Genomic DNA, 18,998 nt, shown 5'->3' on the forward strand with positions numbered 1-18,998 from the left:
CCGCTGATGGGCTGGGTCTCCTCCGGCGATACGATGAACCAGGTGCGCCTGCGCTTCGCCACGAAGGAAGAGGCCATCGCCTACGCCCAGAAGCATGGGCTGCAGTTCGTCGTCGAGGAGCCGAAGGCCCGGACCATCAAGCCGAAGGCCTATGCCGACAATTTCGCCACCAACCGCATGCAGGCCTGGACGCACTGACGCATCCAGGCCCGCCGGGTGGTCTCCAGTTCATCAACGGCCCCGTAGCTCAACTGGATAGAGCACCGGCCTTCTAAGCCGGATGTTGCAGGTTCGAGCCCTGCCGGGGTCGCCATTTCCTCCGGTATTTGTGGATTAGCGTCGGCCGAAGATCAGCAGCGCGCCACCGCCCACGGCAGCCGCGACGCCGGCCACCAGATACCACATGGTTTCGTCCGTATAGCGGCCGGTCAGCGTGTTGGAGAGTTCCTCCACCGGCGCTTCCGTGGCCTGCTGGGCGAAGATCAGCAGCACCACGCCGATGGCAAGGGCGACGATCCCGGCAATTCGGCTCATGGTCATTTTTCTTTCCTTTCGTTTGCCTGATCGGATGTTCACAGTTCCTGTTACTTGACCTGTGCGCCGGCAACCGCCGGGCGTCAGGCCGATATGACAGGTACAACCCTGGCAAGACGAAATTTGTTCCGGCAAAGCAGCAATATCCGCTTACATCTCCGGCGGAGGAACGGCTACTCTCCGTTACCCTGTCCGCTTTCATTGCTGACCTTGCCTCATGCCGCTGGCCATCCTCTCCCGTTCCTTCAAGAGCAGTCTTCGGGTCCGCGTTTTCCTTCTGACCGTCGTCATGTTCGCGGCGATAGGCGCCTGCGCGTACCTGGCCTTCAATTCGATGGTCGATCGCACCATCATCAAGCTGGGCACGCTGTTCGCGGAAAAGCAGGTCCTGTACGACCGGTATCGCGGGCTGGAGACGCTGTTCCGCGAGGCCTCGCTGGCGGAAACCCTGGCGCGCGCGCCGGCAATCCACGACTGGGCGCTGGATGAGGACGATGCGGAAAAGCGGGCGCGGGGCATTGCCGAGCTGGAGCATTACCGTGCCGCCTTCCGGGATGGCAGCTATTTCTTCGTGATCCATGAGTCCGGCAATTACTACTTCAACAACCAGGCCAACGAGTTCGCCGGCAACCAGCTGCGCTACCGCCTGTCGCCGGACAATCCCCGCGATGGCTGGTACTACAAGACCATAGAGGAGAGCCGGGGCTGCCAGCTGAACGTCGATCATGACGACAATATCCGGGTTACCAAGGTCTGGGTGAACTGCAAGGTCGTCGAGGACGACCGGGTGCTGGGCATCATCGGCACCGGCATCGACCTGACCGACTTCATTCGCGAGGTGGTGAATATCCCGCAGGTCGGTGTGGACAGCATGTTCATCGACCATAGCGGCGCCATCCAGGCGCACCGCGACCCGCGTATGATCGACTTTCACAGCCTGACCAAGGATCTGAAGGCGAAGAAGACGATCTTCGCGCTGCTGGACCGCAAGCAGGATGGCGAGGCACTGGCCCGCATGATGGAGGAGGTGTCGCGCGGCGGGAAATCCGTCGCCTCGCGCTTCGTGACCATCAATGGCAAGCGCTATCTGGCCGGCATCGGCTATCTGGAGCAGCTTGGCTGGTACAATGTCAGCCTGATGGATGTGGACCGCATCATCGAGCGTGAGCTGTTCATGCCGATTGCGGCATTGCTGGGGGCCGTGCTGGTGCTGGCGGCCGCACTGGTGACGCTGCTGTTCAAGCGCAGTGTGCTGGACCGGCTGTCCGGCCTGGAGAAGGCGCTGCATCAGGTGGAGGCCGGCGACTACAAGCCCGCCGCGGATGAGCGCGGCGGTGACGAGATCAGCCGGCTGTCGCGCGCGCTGACAGACATGGCGAAATCGGTGGGCGATCATACCCACCTGCTGGAAGCGCTGGTGAAGGAGCGCACGGCCCGGCTGGAGAAGCTGGCCAATCACGATACGCTGACGGAGCTGTATAACCGCCGCGGCTTCCTGGAGGCGGTGGAGCGGGAGCGTAACCGGGCAGCCCGGTCCAGCGAAACGCCGGGCCTGCTGCTCATCGATCTGGACGACCTGAAGACGGTGAATGACAGCCATGGCCACAAGGCCGGCGACATGGTGCTGATCGAGGTCGGCCGGCGGCTGTCGAGGGTGGCCCGGAACTACGATGTCTGCGGGCGCTGGGGCGGTGACGAATTCGTACTGTTGGCCGCCGATTGCGACCGCAAGACGCTGCGCATCGTCGCCGACAAGATCCTGGCGGCGATCACCGGCAAGCCGGTCAGCATCGGCGACGGCACGACGATCCCTGTCGCGGTCAGCATCGGCGCCTGCCTGACCGGCCCGGAACGCCCGCTCGACCATTTCATTCCCAATGCGGACACCGCCCGCTATGAGGCGAAAAAGGACGGGCGGGGCCGGGCCGTGATCTTCGAGGAACTGATCCCGCCGGCCGGCTGAGGCTTCGGTCTCAGTCCAGCCCGGCCAGGCTGCGCATGGCAGGGCCGGTGATGGTCATGCCCAGCTCGCCGGTTTCCTGCATGCCGAGGCCGGTATAGAAGCTGCGCGCCGGGTTCCAGTTCAGCACGTTCAGATCGACGCGCACGCAGCCGCGCTCGACCGCCAGCTGGCAGATATGGCGCATCAGCACCTTGCCGACGCCATAGCCGCGCGTCGTCTCATCGACATAGAGGCTGTCCACGAACAGGCAGGGCTTGGCCTTGAAGGTGGAGTATGTCGGGAACAGCGTGGCTAGGCCGGCGGGGGCGCCCTTCACCTCGGCCAGCCACGCCTCGTAGCGCGGTGCTTCGCCGAAACAGTCGCGCTCCACATCGGCCAGCGTGGCCAGGAACCAGTCCTCCGCCTTGATGAAGCGGGCCAGCGCCCGGGTCAGTTCCAGCACGGTGCCGGCGTCCTCGGGACGGGCGGCGCGAATCGTTACGGCGGACACGGCGTTACTCCAGCATTCCGGGAAAGGCCGGCACCCTGCCGCCGGCTCCGCGTGCTGTCAATTGCCAGCACCGCACGGCAGGCTTTCGCGGCAGGGGGCTGGCGTGCTATCTCGCAGGCGCCATGCTGCAAATTCAGAACCTCACCTTCCGAATCGCCGGCCGCGTCCTGTTCGACGAGGCCACTGTTGCCTTGCCTACCGGCCATAAGGTCGGCATGGTCGGGCGCAACGGTACCGGCAAATCGACGCTACTGAAGCTGATCACCGGCGACCTTCAGGTCGATGGCGGGTCGATCGGCTTTGCCGGCAAGCCGCGCATCGGCAAGGTGGCGCAGGAAGCGCCGGGCGGCAGCACGACACCGCTGCAGGCGGTGATGGCCGCCGATACCGAGCTGACGGCGCTGCGGCGGGAGGAGCTTTCCGCCACCGATCCCGTTCGCATCGCGGAAATCCAGCACCGGCTGGTCGATATCGGCGCGCATAATGCGGAATCCCGGGCCGCCTCCATCCTGGCCGGCCTCGGCTTCGACAGCGATGCGCAGAACACCCCGCTGGACGATTTCTCCGGCGGCTGGCGGATGCGCGTGGCGCTGGCGGCGACCTTGTTCACCCGCCCCGAACTGCTGCTGCTGGACGAACCGACCAACCATCTGGACCTTGAGGCCACGCTGTGGCTGGAAGGCTATCTGAAGCACTATCCGCACACCATCCTGCTGGTCAGCCATGACCGCGACCTGCTGAACCGCGCGGTGGATGGCATCCTGCATCTCGAACATGCGAAGCTGACCTATTATCGCGGCACCTACGACAATTTCGTCCGGCAGCGCGCGGAAAAGCTGGCGCAGCTCGATGCGCAGAAGCGCAAGATCGACGCCCAGCGCAAGCATATGCAGGCCTTCGTTGACCGCTTCCGCTACAAGGCCAGCAAGGCCCGGCAGGCGCAGAGCCGCATCAAGGCCATCGAGAAGCTGGGCAGTATCGTGCTGCCCGCCGACGATGCCTCTGTCGTGTTCCGTTTCCCGGAAGCGGACGAGCTGGCGCCGCCGCTGATTGCCTTCGACAAGGTCGCCGTCGGCTATGAGGCGGGCAAGCCGATCCTGCGGAACATCGATATCCGACTCGACCCGGATGACCGGATCGGCCTGCTGGGCGCCAACGGCAACGGCAAATCGACGCTGGCAAAGCTGATCGCCGGCCGGCTGCAGCCGATGCAGGGCGACCAGCACCGGTCGGCGAAACTGCGTGTCGGCTTCTTCGCCCAGCACCAGATCGAGGATCTGGATGCCGGCAGGACGCCTTACGACCACATCAAGGACCTGATGCCGGAAGCCCGACCGGAGAAGGTGCGCCAGTTTCTTGGCAGCTTCGGCTTTTCCAAGAACAAGGCCGATGTCTCCGTATCGGCGCTGTCCGGCGGCGAGCGCGCGCGCCTGACGCTGGCGATGATGGCGGTCGAATCGCCGAACCTGCTGATTCTCGACGAACCAACCAACCATCTCGATGTCGAGGCCCGCGACGCGCTGATCCAGGCGCTGAACGAGTTTGCCGGTGCTGTGGTCATCATCAGCCATGATCCGCACCTGCTGGAGCTGACCGCCGACCGGCTGCTGCTGGTCGCCGACGGCCGGGTGACGCCCTTCGATGGCGATATGGATGATTACCGCAAGCTGATCCTCGGGCAGGCCCGGGAAGCACGCGAGGAGGCCGCGGGCGCCGATCCCAAGGCGGACATGACCGCCGAGGAGCGGCGAGAGGCCCGGCGTAACGCCGCCGCGCACCGCAAGAACCTTGCCCCCCTGCGCAAGCGTGCCCAGGCCGCCGAGCAGCTGCTGCAACGGCTGAATGACGAACACCAGCGCATCACCGCCGCGCTGGCGAAGCCGTCGATCTATGACGGCCCGAAGGAGAAGCTGGCCGAGTTGCTGCGCGTGCAGGGCGAGCTGGAAAAAAGGATTGCCGAGACCGAGGCCGACTGGCTGGAGGCCGAGTCCGCGCTGGAGGAAGCCAGCTAGGCCATTATCGGCATGGCCGGGCTGCATGCAGCCTTCTTGCCCCTTGTCCTGCACCGTCATAGGCTTGGCCCATAAGCCGTGAGGGAGGACAGAATGAGCAGCACCGCAACGCAGCGCGCCGAGGCTGTGGCGGAAACCGTTGCCCGGATTCGCGCCATCGAACAGGAACAAGGGGTCAATCGCGCTTCCCTGGAAGCCATGCGGACGGAGCTTGCCTCGTTGGCGCGTAAGAGGGAGTTGTTCCCGCGCAGCGATTTTCCGGCGGCTGATCTGCGCGATGACGTGTTCATCCGCCTGTCGGAGGATGACGACAACCGCTTCGCCCTCTATCTGAATTCCGGCCTGCCCGGCAAGGCAAGCTCGCCGCACAATCACACGACCTGGGCGGTGATTGCCGGCATCGAGGGGTCGGAGCACAACAAGATCTACCGCCGCATCGACGATGGCAGCGAGCCTGGCCGCGCGCGCGTCGAGGTGGAGCGCGAGGTGAGTGTCGGCGTCGGCGAATCGCTGGCCTTCATGCCGGAGGATATCCACTCGATCCATGTGCTGACCGAAACCCCGATCCTGCACCTGCATATGTATGGCAAGGGGCTGGAGCAGCTGACGGAGCGGGTCTATTTCGACATGGAAAAGGGCACCTGCCAGCTTTTCCCCTCCGTTCCCATCGTAAGGTGAGGGGATCATGGCACGCACGGTATCAGCGAGGGACCTGAAGAGCTGGATTCGCGATGGCGGTGAGCTGGCGATTCTCGATGTCCGGGAACAGGGCAGCTACGGCAAACGGCATCTTTTCTGGGCCTCCAACGCACCGCTGAGCCGGCTTGAGCTTGATCTTCCCCGGCTGGTGCCGCGCAAGGGCGCGCGCATCGCCCTGTGCGATGGCGGGGACGGTCTGTCGGAACGGGCGGCGGAGAAGCTGTCGCGCTGGGGCTACAGCGACGTTTCCGTGCTGGAGAATGGCGTCGAGGGCTGGGTGCATGCCGGCCTGGAACTGTTCAGCGGCGTCTATGTCCCCTCCAAGGCGTTCGGCGAATTTGTCGAACATGAATATGGCACCCCCTCGGTTTCCGCCGAGGAACTGAACGCAATGGTGCAGTCCGGCGAAAAGCTGGTGATCCTCGACAGCCGGCCGCTTGACGAATATGCCAGCATGAATATTCCGGGCGGCATCAATGTACCGGGGGCGGAGCTGGCCTTCCGGGTGCATGATCTGGTGCCCGGACCAGACACGACGGTGGTGGTGAACTGCGCCGGACGCACGCGCTCCATCATCGGCGCGCAGTCACTCATCAATGCCGGCATCCCGAACAAGGTGGTGGCGCTGCGCAACGGCACGATGGGCTGGCATCTGGCCGGCTATAAACTGGAACATGGCCAGATGCGCCGCTATGGCGAACTCACCGACAGCGGGCTTGAAGCGGCCCGCAGCCATGCCGCCGATGTCGCAAAGCGGTTCAGCGTGAAGAAAATTGACCGCGCCGGTGTGGACCGCTTCCGGGCCGAGGCGGAGGATTGTTCGCTCTATCTGCTGGATGTGCGCGACCCGACCGAATTCGCAGTTAGCCGCGTTCCCGGCTCGTTGCCGGCGCCGGGCGGGCAGCTGGTACAGGCGACCGATGCCTATGTGGCGACCCGCAATGCCCGGATCGTGCTGATTGACGATCATGGCGTGCGCGCCACCATGACCGCCTCCTGGCTCATCCAGATGGGCTGGAATGACGTCTATGTCTATGAAAATGCGCTGGTTTCCGAACATCTGGAAACCGGCCATTTTATCCCGCCGACGCTGGGCTTCGACCGCGAGCCGATGAAGAGCGTCTCGCCCGAATCCCTGCAGATGCTGATCGAGGCGGAATCGGCGATGGTGGTCGATGTGGCACGCAGCCTGTACTACCGCGATCACGGCCATGTGCCGGGCGCCTGGTTCGCCGTCCGTGCCCGGCTGGCCGAGGCACTGCGCAAGATGCCGGAATCCGCGCATTATGTGGTGACCTCGGAGGATGGCCGGCTGGCCAAGCTGGCCGCCTATGACCTCGCGGCACTGACGGAGTCCAAAGTCTCGGTGCTGGCTGGGGGGACGGACCGCTGGCGTGCCGACGGGCTGCCGGTCGAGAAGGGCATGACCCATCTCGCCAGCGAGCCGGACGACGTTTATCTGCGACCCTATGACCGGGAGCAGGGGGTCGAGGAAGCGATGAACGAGTACCTGTCCTGGGAGATCGAGCTGGTCAGGCAGATCGAACGCGATGGCGATGCGCGCTTCGTGAAGTTCTGAGGCTTCTGCGGCTAAGCTCAGTGCTTGTGGCCGCAGCCGCCATAGAGCGCCTTCGGATCGACCTCGACCGGCATGATCTCGACGAGATCGCCATCGCGCACGGCGCGATAGAAGCAGCTGCGCCGCCCGGTATGGCAGGCGACGCCCAGCTGATCGACCTTCAGCAGCAGCGTGTCGCCGTCGCAATCTACGATCAGCTCCTTCAGCCCCTGCACCTGGCCGGAGCTTTCGCCCTTGCGCCATAGACCGCCGCGCGAGCGCGACCAGTAGCACACGCGGCCGGTGGCCAGCGTCTCCTCGATGGCGGCGCGGTTCATCCAGGCCATCATCAGCACCTCGCCCGTGTCGTGCTGCTGGGCGATGGCCGGGACCAGCCCGTTCTCGTCGAATTTTATGGCACCGAACAGCGCGTCACTCATGCGGCCGCCTTAAGCTTGTTCATGCGCTCGAAGCCGGCCTCAAGGTCGGCGATGATATCGGCGGAATCCTCCAGGCCGATATGCAGGCGCAGCAATGGGCCTTCGGGGTTCCAGGCCTCCACGGTACGCGGCGGATAGCAGGTGGTCACAAGGCTCTCGTAACCGCCCCAGCTGGCGCCGATGGAGAACAGGTCCAGACCTTCGATCATCGCCGCCAGCGCCGGCTTCGGCACGTCCTTCAGCACCACGCCGAACAGGCCGGAGGCACCGGTGAAGTCGCGCTTCCACAGCGCATGATGCGGATTGCCGGGCAGGGCGGGGTGCAGCACACGGGACACTTCCGGGCGCTTTTCCAGCCATTCGGCGACCGCCAGACCGTTCTTGTGGTGCTGCTTCAGCCGCACCGACATGGTGCGCAGGCCGCGCAGGCCCAGATAGGCATCGTCCGGCGCCACGCAGTAGCCCATCGCGCTGGTCACGGCGGACAGCGGCGCGAAATGCTCGTTCTTTGTCACCACGATGCCCAACATGGCGTCGGAATGGCCGACGACATACTTCGTGGCGGCATGGATCGAGACGTCCACACCCTTGTTGAAACTGTCGAAATAGAGCGGCGTGGCCCAGGTATTGTCGTGCAGCACCACGCAGCCGGCCTTGTGGGCGGCTTCCGCGATGGCCGGGATGTCCTGGATCTCGAAAGTGTGGGTGCCCGGCGATTCGACATAGACCAGCTTGGTGTTCGGGCGGATCAGCTCCGCGATGCCGGAACCGATGCCAGGCGCGAAATAGGTCGTCTCCACGCCCAGCTTGGTCAGCACGCCATCGCAATATTTGCGGGTCGGCGCATAGACCACGTCGCAGACCAGGATGTGGTCGGCGGCATTCACAAAGGCCAGGATCGACGCGGCAATCGCCGCCATGCCGGACGGGTAGAGCAGGGCGCGGTCGCCGCCCTCGATCTCCGCCATCGCCTCCTGCAAGGCGAAGCTGGTCGGCGTGCCATAGCGCCCATAGGCCATGTCCTTATAGAGATCGCGGTTGCGGTTCTCCCAGGACTCCAGGGTCTTGTGGGTGATCGTCGAGGCGTGGAAGACCGGTGTGTTGATGATCCGGTTCTCGGTCGCGACCTTCCGCCCCAGATGGGCCAGCATGGTGTCCTTGGTCATCGTCTTTTTCATTTTTGTCGGCTCCCATGGCCTGCGCGAAGATCGTGAGAAAACGGAACGTTGATATCCGACCGTCAGCTAGGGCGATAGCTAGGAACGGCTGCAAAGCGGTGTCAACCCCCGCTACTGGCCCCGCCGCTGGCCCCGTCGCCGGATGCCTGTGTCACGGCTGTTCAGCCGGCTGCTCCGGATGTCGTTCGCAGGGGGCTTTGGGCAGTGAGTTTGCCCATTTGCGTCGAATGCTTGCCAAAACTTGCCATCGCGTGGTGGAATACCAGCCATCGAATAACGAGGGCCTAGAACTTCGGCAGTTGACCGGAATTTGGGCAACAAGGCCGAAACAAGAGCCAAAAAGTTGTTCGATACCGGGGAGATCGGTTTGGCGCGCTGTTTGCTACGCATACCAGACCGGCCTTTGCGGGCTGTACGACAAACCATAATTAACAGGGGTGGTTTCAGGATGAAAAAGCTGAGCCTTTTGGGTCTCGGACTCGGTCTTCTGGCGGGTTTCGCCGTCACGGCCGGTACCGCGGCGGCCCAGAGCACTCTCGAACAGGTCAAGCAGCGCGGTCATCTGCGTTGTCAGGTCGGTATTCCGTCTCCGGGCTTCTATGTGCTCGATCAGAACGGCAACTGGTCCGGCAGCGACGTTTCGATCTGCCGCGCCGTGGCGACCGCAATCTTCGGCGACCCCAGCAAGGTCGAATTCCAGTCGGTGACCAGCGCCGTGCGTTTCACCGCGCTGGCCAATGGCGAGTCGGACATGCTGTCGCGCACCGCGACCTGGACGATCTTCCGCGACACGCAGCTGGGCCTGAAGTTCGCGGGCATCAACTTCTATGACGGTCAGGGCTTCATGGTTCCGAAGTCGCTCGGGCTGAAGAGCGCGAAGGAGCTGAAGGGCGCCACCGTGTGCGTGCTGACCGGCACCACGACGGAGCTGAACCTGACGGACTACAGCCGGACGCTCGGCCTGGACCTCAAGCCGATCGTGTTCGAGGACAACAACGTGCGTGACCAGACCTATTCCCAGGGCGGTTGCGATGCGATCACCAATGACAAGTCCGGTCTGGCCTCCTCGCGTGCCAAGTTCGCGAACCAGAACGACCACGTGATTCTGCCGGAGACCATCTCCAAGGAACCGCTTGGCCCGGCCGTGCGTAATGGTGATGACCAGTGGTTCCAGATCGTCCGCTGGTCGGTCTTCGCGCTGATCGCGGCCGAGGAATACGGCGTGAACTCGAAGAATGTCGATCAGATGAAGGCCAGCCCGCCGAACCCGGAAGTCGCGCGCTTCCTGGGCGTCGAGGGTGAGCTTGGCAAGGGCCTCGGCCTCAGTCAGGACTGGGCCTACAACATCATCAAGCATGTCGGCAATTACGGCGAAGTGTACGAGAAGTACATGGGCGAAGGCCCGGGTGCCATTGGCATCCCGCGTGCCGGGTCGCAGAATGCGCTGTGGACCGAGGGCGGCCTGATGTACGCCCCGCCGTTCCGGTAAGCGTTACGAACAAGCGCCCGGCCTGGGATTTCCCGGCCGGGCGTTCTTCGTAAGACCGTTCATATTTGCGGAGTACTGGGATGGCGATGCTGGAAAAAGGCTCGCCGGCGCGGGAGACGTCGTTTGCCTCGATGGTGAATGACGAACGGTACCGCTCCGTCTTCTATCAGATCGTTGCCTTCGCGCTGATCGTGTGGTGCGCGTGGTTCCTCTTCACCACCACCTCGCACAATCTCGCGACACGGGGCATGAGTTCGGGCTTCGACTTCCTCGGCAATACCGCCGGGTTCGCGATTGCCTGGCACATCATTCCCTATGAACCGTCGGATACCTACGGGCGGGTCTATCTCGTCGGCATCACGAATACGCTGATCGTCTCGGTCGTCGCGATCTTCTTTACGACGATACTGGGCTTCGTGGTCGGCATTCTCAGGCTTTCCAGCAACTGGCTGATCGCCAAGCTGGCGGCCTGGTACGTGGAAATCCTGCGCAACACGCCGCTGCTGCTGCAGATCCTGTTCTGGTATCTCGCGGTTTTCTCGATCCTTCCCAGGCCCCGCGACAGCCTGAACATCTTCGGGGTGTTCGAGCTGAACAACCGCGGCTTCTACATGCCGTCGCCACTGCCGGGCGACCTGTTCTGGGTCACGGTCCTGGCCTTGCTGGTAGCCATCGTCGCCACCATTGCGCTGGCGCACCATTCCAACCGCAAGCAGGCCTCCACCGGGCAGCGTATTCCGGTGCTGTGGCCGTCACTGGGCATGATCATCGTTCTGCCGCTGCTGGTGTTCACCGTCACCGGGGCGCCGCTCAGCTTCGATTATCCGGTGCTGCAGGGTTTCAATTTCACGGGTGGTACCAGCGTTCCGCCGGCCTTTTGCTCCCTGCTGATTGCGCTCGTGGTCTATCACTCCGCCTTCATCGCGGAAAATGTGCGCGCCGGCATCCAGTCGGTCAGCCACGGGCAGACCGAAGCCTCCTATTCGCTTGGATTGCGGCCCGGCCTGACGGTCCGGCTGATCGTGATCCCGCAGGCCATGCGCGCCATCGTTCCGCCGCTCATCAGCGTGTGGATGAATGTGGTGAAGAATTCCTCGCTGGCTGTCGCCATCGGCTTCCCCGATCTGGTGTCGGTCTTCATGCAGACCTCGCTGAACCAGTCGGGCTATGCCATCGAGATCGTGGCGATGGTCATGCTGTTCTACATGACGGTCAGCCTGACCATTTCGGCGGCGCTGAACGTCTATAACAAGTCTGTGCAGCTGAAGGAGCGTTGAGCGATGGCGAACACCGATGCCACCGAAGTGACGTTCCGTCCGAAACCCAGCCTGCCGCCGCCGCCCAATACGGTGGGGCCGGTGGGCTGGCTGCGCCGCAACCTGTTCAGCACCTGGTACAACACGCTGCTGACGGCGGTCGCACTCTGGCTGATCGTCTTTACCCTCTATCACCTCTATGACTGGGGGATCGCCAAGGCCGTGTTCGTGGCCGACAGCCGCCGCCAGTGCCTCGATACCAGCCCGGAAGGAGCGTGCTGGGCCGGTGTCTTCCACTGGTTCAACGCCTTCATCTACGGCCGTTATCCCTATGCCGAGCAATGGCGGGTGAATTTCAGCTTCATCATGCTGGCGGTCTGGATGGCGCCCTGCTGGATTCCGCGCGTCACCGGCAAGATCGGCATCGGCCTGTCGGCCGTCCTGATCTTCCCGTTCTTCGCCGGCTATATGTTCGCCGGCGGGGACAAGGGCCTCTTCGTGCAGTTCATGCTGTCGGCGGCCATCGTCACCTTCCTGTCGATCTGGCTGCATGTCGCCTGCTGCCTGCTCACCGGCCGGTCGCTGCCAGCGACAATCCTGAGTCTGGCGGGGAAGGGCGACGATACCGATCCCAGGGTACAGCGCAATATCCTGGTCGGGGCCTTCCTGGTCGCGCTGGTCATCGTGTTTGCGATCCAGATGCCCTGGGAACTGCGGGATATCCCGACCAACAACTGGGGTGGCCTGTTCCTGACGCTGGTGATCTCCGGCATTGCCATCACCACGGCGCTGCCGGCGGGTGTGGTGCTGGCGCTGGGGCGGCGCTCGAAGATGCCGGTCATCCGCACGGCGTCGATCGTCTTTATCGAACTGTTCCGGTCGGTGCCGCTGATCACCATCCTGTTCATGGCGGTCACCATGATGCCGCTGTTCCTGCCCGAGACGATGGTGCTGAACAAGCTGATCCAGGTGATCATCGCGGTCTGCCTGTTCGCGGCCGCCTATATGGCGGAAATCGTGCGCGGCGGGTTGCAGGCAATTCCCCGCGGCCAGTATGAGGCGGCCCAGTCGATGGGCCTCAGCTACTGGAAGATGATGGGGCTGGTGGTGATGCCGCAGGCGCTGAAGCTGATGATTCCCAATATCGTCAGCAATTTCATCGGCCTGTTCAAGGACACCACGCTGGTCTCCATCATCGGCCTCTACGACCTGCTGCTGATGCTGAAGGCGGTGAGCCAGAACCCGCAATGGAACGGGCTGCACACCGAACCCTTCGTATTCGGGGCCTTCGTCTTCTTCATCTTCTGCTATGCGATGTCGCGATACAGCCAGCGCCTGGAACGTACCCTCGGCGCCGGTCAGGCGCGGCGCTAGAAATTAGGAGTCTCATCCATGAGCGTCGAAGCGGTCAGCGAATCCCACATCAAGTCGCAGATCCAGAACGAGGTCGTGATCGAACTCGCCAATGTGAACAAATGGTATGGCGAGTTCCACGTCCTGAAGGACATCAACCTCTCGGTCTATAAGGGCGAACGCATCGTCATCTGCGGGCCGTCAGGGTCGGGCAAGTCCACCCTGATCCGCTGCATCAACCGCCTGGAGGAACACCAGAAGGGTGACATCCTGGTCAATGGCGTGACGCTGGACAGCAATTTGAAGAACATCGACGCGATCCGCGGCGATGTCGGCATGGTGTTCCAGAGCTTCAACCTGTTTCCGCATCTTACCGTGCTTGAGAACTGCACCCTGGCCCCGATTTGGGTGAAGAAGACACCCAAGCGCGAGGCCGAGGAAATCGCCATGCAATACCTGACCCGGGTGAAGATTCCCGAGCAGGCGGACAAATATCCGGGACAGCTGTCGGGCGGCCAGCAGCAGCGCGTGGCGATTGCCCGCTCGCTGTGCATGAACCCGTCGATCATGCTGTTCGACGAGCCGACCTCGGCCCTCGACCCGGAGATGATCAAGGAAGTGCTGGATGTGATGGTCGGCCTGGCCGAGACCGGCATGACCATGCTGGTGGTCACGCATGAGATGGGCTTCGCCAACAAGGTGGCCGACCGCATCATCTTCATGGACCAGGGCGAGATCGTGGAGCAGAACGTGCCGTCGGAATTCTTCACCAACCCGAAGTCCGACCGCACCAAGCTGTTCCTGAGCCAGATCCTGGATCACTGATCCCAGGTTTCACGCATAAAAAAAGCCGGCGGTGGGTGCCCATCGCCGGCTTTTGCTTTTGCGGTTCGGGTCAGCGCCGGTGTGCTGGCACCTCCAGCCCGAAGAGGTGCGGATGCGGCAACCGGCAGACCTCGCGCCGCACCGGCTGGAAGCCCATCTTCTGGTAGAGCGGCAGGGCGCGCGGGTGATCGAGGTCGCAGGTGTTTACGGTAACCTTCCCGGGCGAACTGCTCCAGGCCTGATCGATGCCCCAGTTCAGCAGGTAGCCACCCAGTCCTGACCCGATGAATTCCGGCATCAGGCCGAAATAGGCGAGGTCCACGACATCGGCCTCGCGGCGGTCGAGCTGCACCATGCCGGCCGGCACCCCACCCACCGTCAGCACATAGAGCTCGACCTTCGCGTCCTGGATGGTGGCGGCAATCTCCTCATCGGTCTTCAGGCGCTGGTTCACCCAGGCCCAGGGCGCGCCGATGCTGTTGTAGAGATAGCGGTAGAAGGAGACGGTCGGGTTCTCCGCCCGCTGCAGGCCGAGCCGCAGTCCGGACGGCGCCGGCACTGTCGGGCGCGTCGGCTGGCGGGACATCTCCAGATAGGTGACAGTGGTCTCTATCGTCCACAGCTCGGCAGGGTCAGTATCCGTTTCAGGGCCACCACGCAGCCAGCGCGTCAACAGGCTGCGTTCCTCCTCGGCATAGCCGAGATTCTCGTAGAACGCCTTCACCTTCGTGTTGGTCGGGCGGACCAGCAGCATGACCTTGCAGATGCCATGGCGCTCCAGCCAGTCTTCCGCCGCCTTCACCATGGTGCGGCCATGCCCGCCACCCTGGATATCGGGATCGACGGCGACATAGTACATCCAGCCGCGATGGCCTTCGCTGCCAACCATGACGGTGGCAGCGATGCGTCCGTCCTCCGTCTCGCCGACCAGGATGTCGCTGCCGGGGCAGGCCCGGGCGCGGGCGATATCGGCCTCCGGGTCGTTGTAGGAGACGGTCAGGTTGCATTTGCGCCAGAGGTCGGCGACCTCGCCAGCCTCATCCGGCCGCATCGGGCGGATGGAGAGCGTCATCCTACAGCCACCGGCGTATCGTCGCGCTTGCCCCATTCGGCCCAGCTGCCGTCATAGACCGCGACATCGTCGCGCCCGACGAGATAGAGACCCAGCGCCAGCACGCAGGCCGTCACGCCAGAGCCGCAGCTGGCGACGATGGGCTTGTCGAGATCGACGCCGGCCTCGGTGAAGCGGGCGCGCAGCGCCTCGCCCGATTTCAGCGTCTTGTCCTCGGGGTTCAGAAGGTCGGTGAAGGGCACGTTCAGGCTGCCCGGAATCCGTCCCTTGCGGCCCGGCCAGACTTCCGGTTCCTCGCCGCGCCAGCGCCCGGCGGAACGGGCATCGACGATCTGCGCGGCCTTACTGTCCAGATTGGCCTTCATCTGGTCGATCCGGCGCAGCAGCGCGTCGTTCGGGCGGGCGGTGAAGTGCTTTTCCGTGGCCTGGCTGGGGCCGTCCGCGACGGGCCGGCCCTCGGCCAGCCATTTCGGCAGGCCGCCATCCAGCACGGCGACATTCTGGTGGCCGAAGACACGCAGCATCCACCAGGCGCGGGCCGCGCTCATCAGGCCGAACTGGTCATAGACGACCACCTTCAGGCCGTCGCCGATGCCGAGCTGGCGGGCCTTGGCCGCGAATTTCTCCGCGCTGGGCATCATGTGGGGCAGGTCCATCCCCTCGGCGGAGATATCGTCGATGTCGAAGAACACCGCCCCCGGAATGTGCCGAGCCTCGAATTCGGTGCGGCCGCTCTTCTTCATGGCCGGCAGGTAATAGCTGGCATCGACGATGCGGACGGTCGGATCATCGAGATGGTCCGCCAGCCATTGCGTCGAGACCAGGGCGTCGGGCTTGGCGTAACTCATCGGATAACTCCAAAGAATCGTTAGGGAAGCTGGGAGCCTAGCCCTGCCGCCGCTGCTGTTCAACGATATCCGGCGGCAGCCTATTTCGCGGCGATGGCCGGATCGCGGGCGCCGTCGAGGAACTGCCGGAGATTGCCGCCGGCCAGCCGGTAGAAGATCTTCTCCGCCTTCAGCAGTGTTGCCATGCCCTCATAGAAGCGCCGTGCCTCCTCGTTCCAGCTGTCGGCGGTCCAGTCGATCTGGAAGGCGCCGCGCTGCAGGGCAATCTCCGCCAGCGCTCGCATCAGCGCCAGGCCGACGCCTAGGCCGCGAGCCCGCTTGGTGACGAAAATATCCTGAATGAACAGGGAGTTGCGGCAGATCGCCACGGCATAGATTTCGCTGAAAACGACCATGCCCAGCGGCTCGTCGCCATCCATCGCCAGCAGCAGCTCGACAGTCTTCCGCTCGCCCGTCAGCGCGGCCTTCAGCTTGCGGATCATGTCGGGGCGTGGCAGGGGCGGCGTGACCCCGTAAAACTGCAACAGTTCGCGGCTAAGATCGACGATGGCGTCGATGTCGTGCGGACCGGGAGAGCGTATGTCGAAGGAAGCCATCGCCGCTACCTGCCGCGCAAGGTCTGAAGGGCGCTTGTCATCGCTGGAACGGGTCTCCGGTACAACGGGGAATGGCTGATGCCGCTTGAGGGCGCCGCTTTCGGACCGGCGCCGGATTGCGCTACGCCCTTGCAGACAATGCCCTTTCGCCTCCGTCCAAGTCAATTTGTCACTTCGTTTTTTCCATTCGCATAACTATATAGCCCAGAACGCGATCAGGGATGCTGTACGCCATGAAGACGCTTTATCTGCTGCGCCACGCGAAATCGAGCTGGGACGATCCGGGACTGAAGGATGAGGAGCGCCCGCTGAACGAGCGCGGCTTCCGTGCGGCCACCGTCATGGGGCTCTATTTCGCGCAGTGCGGTTACCGGCCGGACGCGATTCTGTGCTCGACCGCGCGCCGGGCGCTGGAAACCCTGGATCAGGTCCGCCCCAGGCTGGCCGGCAAGCCGGCATTAACCATCGACAAGGCGATATATCGCGCCGATTCAAAGTCGCTGCTCGAGATGGTTAGGGCCTTGCCGGAGGATACTGGATCGGTTCTGGTCGTCGGCCACAATCCGGCGCTGGAGGAATTCGCGCTGTCGCTGGCCGGCAGCGGCGCGAAAGACGCACGCGAACGCATGGAACAGAAATATCCGACCTGTGCGTTGGCCGTATTCTCGCTACCGAAACAGCCCTGGGCTGAAATCGACTGGAAGAATGCGGAACTTCGCAGCTTCACCAGCCCGAAGGATCTGGTGTAGGCAACGGGGCGGAGCAGCCTCGTATATTACAATAATGTTACAGATTGGTTGTCGTTTTTTGCCCAGCCGCGATTGCACCAATTTCAGGATTCGTATAGGGCGGATTTTGCTGAATTTGGATTTGAGGCTGCCGTGGCGCTATCTGGGGTGATATCTGGTGGGGAAGGGCGGGAGAATAAGCGCCCTCGGGAAACGGAACTGAAGCTGGCTCTCGATCCGGCCCTGGCCGAGCGTCTTTGGCGGCATCCGCTGTGGAAGGGGCATGCGCCGGGCCGGACGGTCAGCCGGCAGTTGCGGGCAATCTATTTCGATACGCCGGACCTTCTGCTCGCCCGCGCTGGCGTCGAGTTGCGGGTCAGGCGGCAGGGGCGGCAGAATATCCAGGCCGTGAAGGCGCGCGGTGCCTATGCCGCCGGGCTTACGCAGCGCGACGAGCTGGAAGCGGCGGTTCCCGATGCCCAGCCCCATGCGGTGCCGATGCCGGATCGCATTGCCGACGCCGATCTGCGCCTGCTGGTCGAGCAGGCGGTCGCGGAAGGGCTGGCGCCCATCTTCGAAACCGATATCCGGCGCTGGGAACGCAGCATCAGCTACGGCGGCGGCAGGCTGAGTATCTGCCTGGACCGTGGCGTGGTGCGGGTTGGTGCCAAGGAATCCGCACTCTGCGAGCTGGAGATCGAGCTGGAAGAGGGGGCGGTCGGCCTTGTCTTCGCGCTGGCGCAGGAGCTGCTGACGCATGTTCCGTTGCGTGTCGCCCATACCGGCAAATCGAAACGCGGCTACGATCTGCTGCTGGACCGCCAGCCACGGCCGGAAAAGGCGGACCGGCCGGCGCTGGACCGGCAGATGCTGCTAGAGGAGGTGTTGTCCCTCAGCGTACGTAGCTGCGTCAGGCAGATCGCCGCCAATGAACCGGTCGTCTGCCAGGGCGATGACCCGGAGGGCGTGCATCAGATGCGTGTCGGGCTGCGCCGCCTGCGCTCGCTGTTCACGGTCTTTGCGCCGGTGTTGCCGACGGAACAGGCGGCGCATTTCAAGGCGGAGCTGAAATGGCTGGCCAGCGAACTGGGCCCCGCCCGGGATTATGATGTGTTCCGCGAGGAGATCGTGCGCCCGGTCCAGGCGGTTTTCCCGGCGGCACCCGGTATGGCGGGCCTGCTGGCGGAATCCGACCGGATGAGCGCGCTGGCCTATGACCGCGCGCGCGCGGTGATTGCCGACCGCCGCTATACAAGGCTGCTGCTCGACCTCAGCCGCTGGATTGCCGAGGCCGGCTGGCGCGAACAGGGGCTGACGGAAACCGGCGCGCAGCTCTTCGCGCCGGCGCGGGACTTTGCCGATGCGCTGCTGGACCGGCGGTCCCGCAAGCTGCGCAAGAATGGCAAGCGCCTGATGGCCGGCCCGCCGGCCGACCGCCACCTCCTGCGCATCTATGTGAAGAAGATGCGCTATGCCGCTGAATTCTTTTCCGGACTGTACCCGAAGAAGAAGACCGAACCTTATCTGAAAGCCTTGGCTGCGCTGCAGGAAGTGCTGGGCCATATGAATGATGCGGCGGTTGCCGAGAGCCTGCTGCTGCCCAAGGGAATGGCAGGCCTGTCGGGCAAGGATCTTCAGCGTGCCCATGCGGCGGGCCTGATTCTGGGCTGGCATGGCCATGCGTCATCCGAGGGCGGACGAAAGCTGGACAAGCTGTGGCGCCGGCTGCGGTCGGGCGAGATTTTCTGGCGCCGACCGGCGCTATCCCCGAAGCCGTGACAATCCTGTGTCACTGAGCGCCATGAGCGCTTGACCCGGGCGCCGCGCGGAGCCTATATCTTCCGCCCCACGGTCAAACGGCCGTCGCCGCCGGCCCGGTGGCAGAGTGGTTATGCAGAGGACTGCAAATCCTTGTACGTCGGTTCGATTCCGGCCCGGGCCTCCAGCGGCTTCCGTT

The 18,998-nt window shown here is 63.7% G+C and carries 18 protein-coding genes and 2 tRNA genes; 13 read left to right on the plus strand and 7 right to left on the minus strand.

Annotation, left to right across the window (positions count from 1 at the left end; genetic code table 11):
* Both MK313_RS13460 and MK313_RS13465 read left to right on the plus strand, forming a co-directional pair.
* The coding region (locus MK313_RS13460) for an NADH dehydrogenase ubiquinone Fe-S protein 4 (protein ID WP_287782164.1) at positions 1–198 on the plus strand (198 nt) is incomplete at its 5' end.
* Between the two features lie 38 nt (positions 199–236).
* A tRNA-Arg gene (locus tag MK313_RS13465) sits at positions 237–313 on the plus strand.
* A gap of 20 nt (positions 314–333) precedes the next feature.
* On the opposite strand, the gene MK313_RS13470 is transcribed toward MK313_RS13465, so the two are convergent.
* Entirely contained in the window at positions 334–540 is a 207-nt protein-coding gene (locus tag MK313_RS13470; protein ID WP_008943552.1) for a DUF3185 family protein, read from the minus strand.
* Positions 541–751: 211 nt separating this feature from the next.
* On the opposite strand from MK313_RS13470, the gene MK313_RS13475 reads away from it, so the two are divergent.
* Positions 752–2,497, plus strand: a complete 1,746-nt coding sequence (locus MK313_RS13475) for a diguanylate cyclase (protein ID WP_287782167.1) — start codon at positions 752–754, stop codon at positions 2,495–2,497.
* 10 nt (positions 2,498–2,507) lie between these two features.
* Here MK313_RS13475 and MK313_RS13480 read toward each other — a convergent pair whose 3' ends face one another.
* The gene (locus MK313_RS13480; protein ID WP_287782169.1) at positions 2,508–2,987 is read right to left on the minus strand and encodes a GNAT family N-acetyltransferase; all 480 of its coding nucleotides are present in this window, start codon (positions 2,985–2,987) and stop codon (positions 2,508–2,510) included.
* A 122-nt stretch (positions 2,988–3,109) separates the two neighbouring features.
* On the opposite strand from MK313_RS13480, the gene MK313_RS13485 reads away from it, so the two are divergent.
* The 3 genes from MK313_RS13485 (at position 3,110) to MK313_RS13495 (ending at position 7,277) form a co-directional block, all read left to right on the plus strand.
* Positions 3,110–4,999 (plus strand): ABC-F family ATP-binding cassette domain-containing protein, encoded by a 1,890-nt coding sequence (locus MK313_RS13485; protein WP_287782171.1) that lies wholly within the window; start codon positions 3,110–3,112, stop codon positions 4,997–4,999.
* Positions 5,000–5,092: 93 nt separating this feature from the next.
* Positions 5,093–5,677, plus strand: coding sequence for a cysteine dioxygenase family protein (locus tag MK313_RS13490; RefSeq protein ID WP_121217911.1), 585 nt, complete (start codon positions 5,093–5,095; stop codon positions 5,675–5,677).
* Positions 5,678–5,684: 7 nt separating this feature from the next.
* A complete protein-coding gene (locus MK313_RS13495) occupies positions 5,685–7,277 on the plus strand; it encodes a rhodanese-like domain-containing protein (RefSeq protein WP_287782175.1) in 1,593 nt (530 codons plus the stop codon).
* Between the two features lie 17 nt (positions 7,278–7,294).
* Here the strand turns inward: MK313_RS13495 and hisI are convergent, their stop codons facing one another.
* Both hisI and metC read right to left on the minus strand, forming a co-directional pair.
* Positions 7,295–7,696: a phosphoribosyl-AMP cyclohydrolase gene (gene hisI, locus MK313_RS13500; RefSeq protein WP_287782177.1), complete on the minus strand. Its 402-nt coding sequence runs from the start codon at positions 7,694–7,696 to the stop codon at positions 7,295–7,297.
* The gene (metC, locus tag MK313_RS13505) at positions 7,693–8,874 is read right to left on the minus strand and encodes a cystathionine beta-lyase (RefSeq protein WP_287782178.1); all 1,182 of its coding nucleotides are present in this window, start codon (positions 8,872–8,874) and stop codon (positions 7,693–7,695) included. The genes hisI and metC overlap by 4 nt, the downstream gene beginning before the upstream one ends.
* 448 nt (positions 8,875–9,322) lie before the next feature.
* On the opposite strand from metC, the gene MK313_RS13510 reads away from it, so the two are divergent.
* From MK313_RS13510 to MK313_RS13525, 4 genes are all read left to right on the plus strand, one after another.
* Positions 9,323–10,363, plus strand: coding sequence for an amino acid ABC transporter substrate-binding protein (locus MK313_RS13510; protein ID WP_008943544.1), 1,041 nt, complete (start codon positions 9,323–9,325; stop codon positions 10,361–10,363).
* 80 nt (positions 10,364–10,443) lie between these two features.
* Positions 10,444–11,640: an amino acid ABC transporter permease gene (locus MK313_RS13515; RefSeq protein WP_287782179.1), complete on the plus strand. Its 1,197-nt coding sequence runs from the start codon at positions 10,444–10,446 to the stop codon at positions 11,638–11,640.
* Positions 11,641–11,643: 3 nt separating this feature from the next.
* The gene (locus MK313_RS13520) at positions 11,644–12,993 is read left to right on the plus strand and encodes an amino acid ABC transporter permease (RefSeq protein WP_121217903.1); all 1,350 of its coding nucleotides are present in this window, start codon (positions 11,644–11,646) and stop codon (positions 12,991–12,993) included.
* Between the two features lie 18 nt (positions 12,994–13,011).
* Positions 13,012–13,797, plus strand: a complete 786-nt coding sequence (locus tag MK313_RS13525; RefSeq protein ID WP_121217901.1) for an amino acid ABC transporter ATP-binding protein — start codon at positions 13,012–13,014, stop codon at positions 13,795–13,797.
* Positions 13,798–13,867: 70 nt separating this feature from the next.
* On the opposite strand, the gene MK313_RS13530 is transcribed toward MK313_RS13525, so the two are convergent.
* The 3 genes from MK313_RS13530 to MK313_RS13540 all read right to left on the minus strand — a co-directional run bounded on the left by MK313_RS13530 (position 13,868) and on the right by MK313_RS13540 (position 16,313).
* Entirely contained in the window at positions 13,868–14,869 is a 1,002-nt protein-coding gene (locus MK313_RS13530) for a GNAT family acetyltransferase (protein WP_287782183.1), read from the minus strand.
* Complete coding sequence (sseA, locus tag MK313_RS13535) at positions 14,866–15,717, minus strand: 3-mercaptopyruvate sulfurtransferase (RefSeq protein WP_287782185.1); 852 nt, start codon at positions 15,715–15,717, stop codon at positions 14,866–14,868. The genes MK313_RS13530 and sseA overlap by 4 nt, the downstream gene beginning before the upstream one ends.
* An 80-nt stretch (positions 15,718–15,797) precedes the next feature.
* On the minus strand, positions 15,798–16,313 hold the full coding sequence (locus MK313_RS13540) for a GNAT family N-acetyltransferase (RefSeq protein ID WP_008943538.1): 516 nt from the start codon (positions 16,311–16,313) through the stop codon (positions 15,798–15,800).
* Positions 16,314–16,546: 233 nt separating this feature from the next.
* Here MK313_RS13540 and MK313_RS13545 point away from each other — a divergent pair, with 233 nt between their 5' ends.
* The 3 genes from MK313_RS13545 to MK313_RS13555 all read left to right on the plus strand — a co-directional run bounded on the left by MK313_RS13545 (position 16,547) and on the right by MK313_RS13555 (position 18,986).
* Positions 16,547–17,062, plus strand: coding sequence for a SixA phosphatase family protein (locus MK313_RS13545; protein ID WP_183077856.1), 516 nt, complete (start codon positions 16,547–16,549; stop codon positions 17,060–17,062).
* 132 nt (positions 17,063–17,194) lie between these two features.
* Positions 17,195–18,820: a CYTH and CHAD domain-containing protein gene (locus MK313_RS13550; protein ID WP_287782188.1), complete on the plus strand. Its 1,626-nt coding sequence runs from the start codon at positions 17,195–17,197 to the stop codon at positions 18,818–18,820.
* Positions 18,821–18,912: 92 nt separating this feature from the next.
* Positions 18,913–18,986 (plus strand) — tRNA-Cys (locus MK313_RS13555).
* Positions 18,987–18,998 lie beyond the last annotated feature (12 nt).

Origin of the sequence: Oceanibaculum sp. (genome assembly GCF_022449305.1) — a bacterium.
Lineage (GTDB): Bacteria > Pseudomonadota > Alphaproteobacteria > Oceanibaculales > Oceanibaculaceae > Oceanibaculum > Oceanibaculum indicum.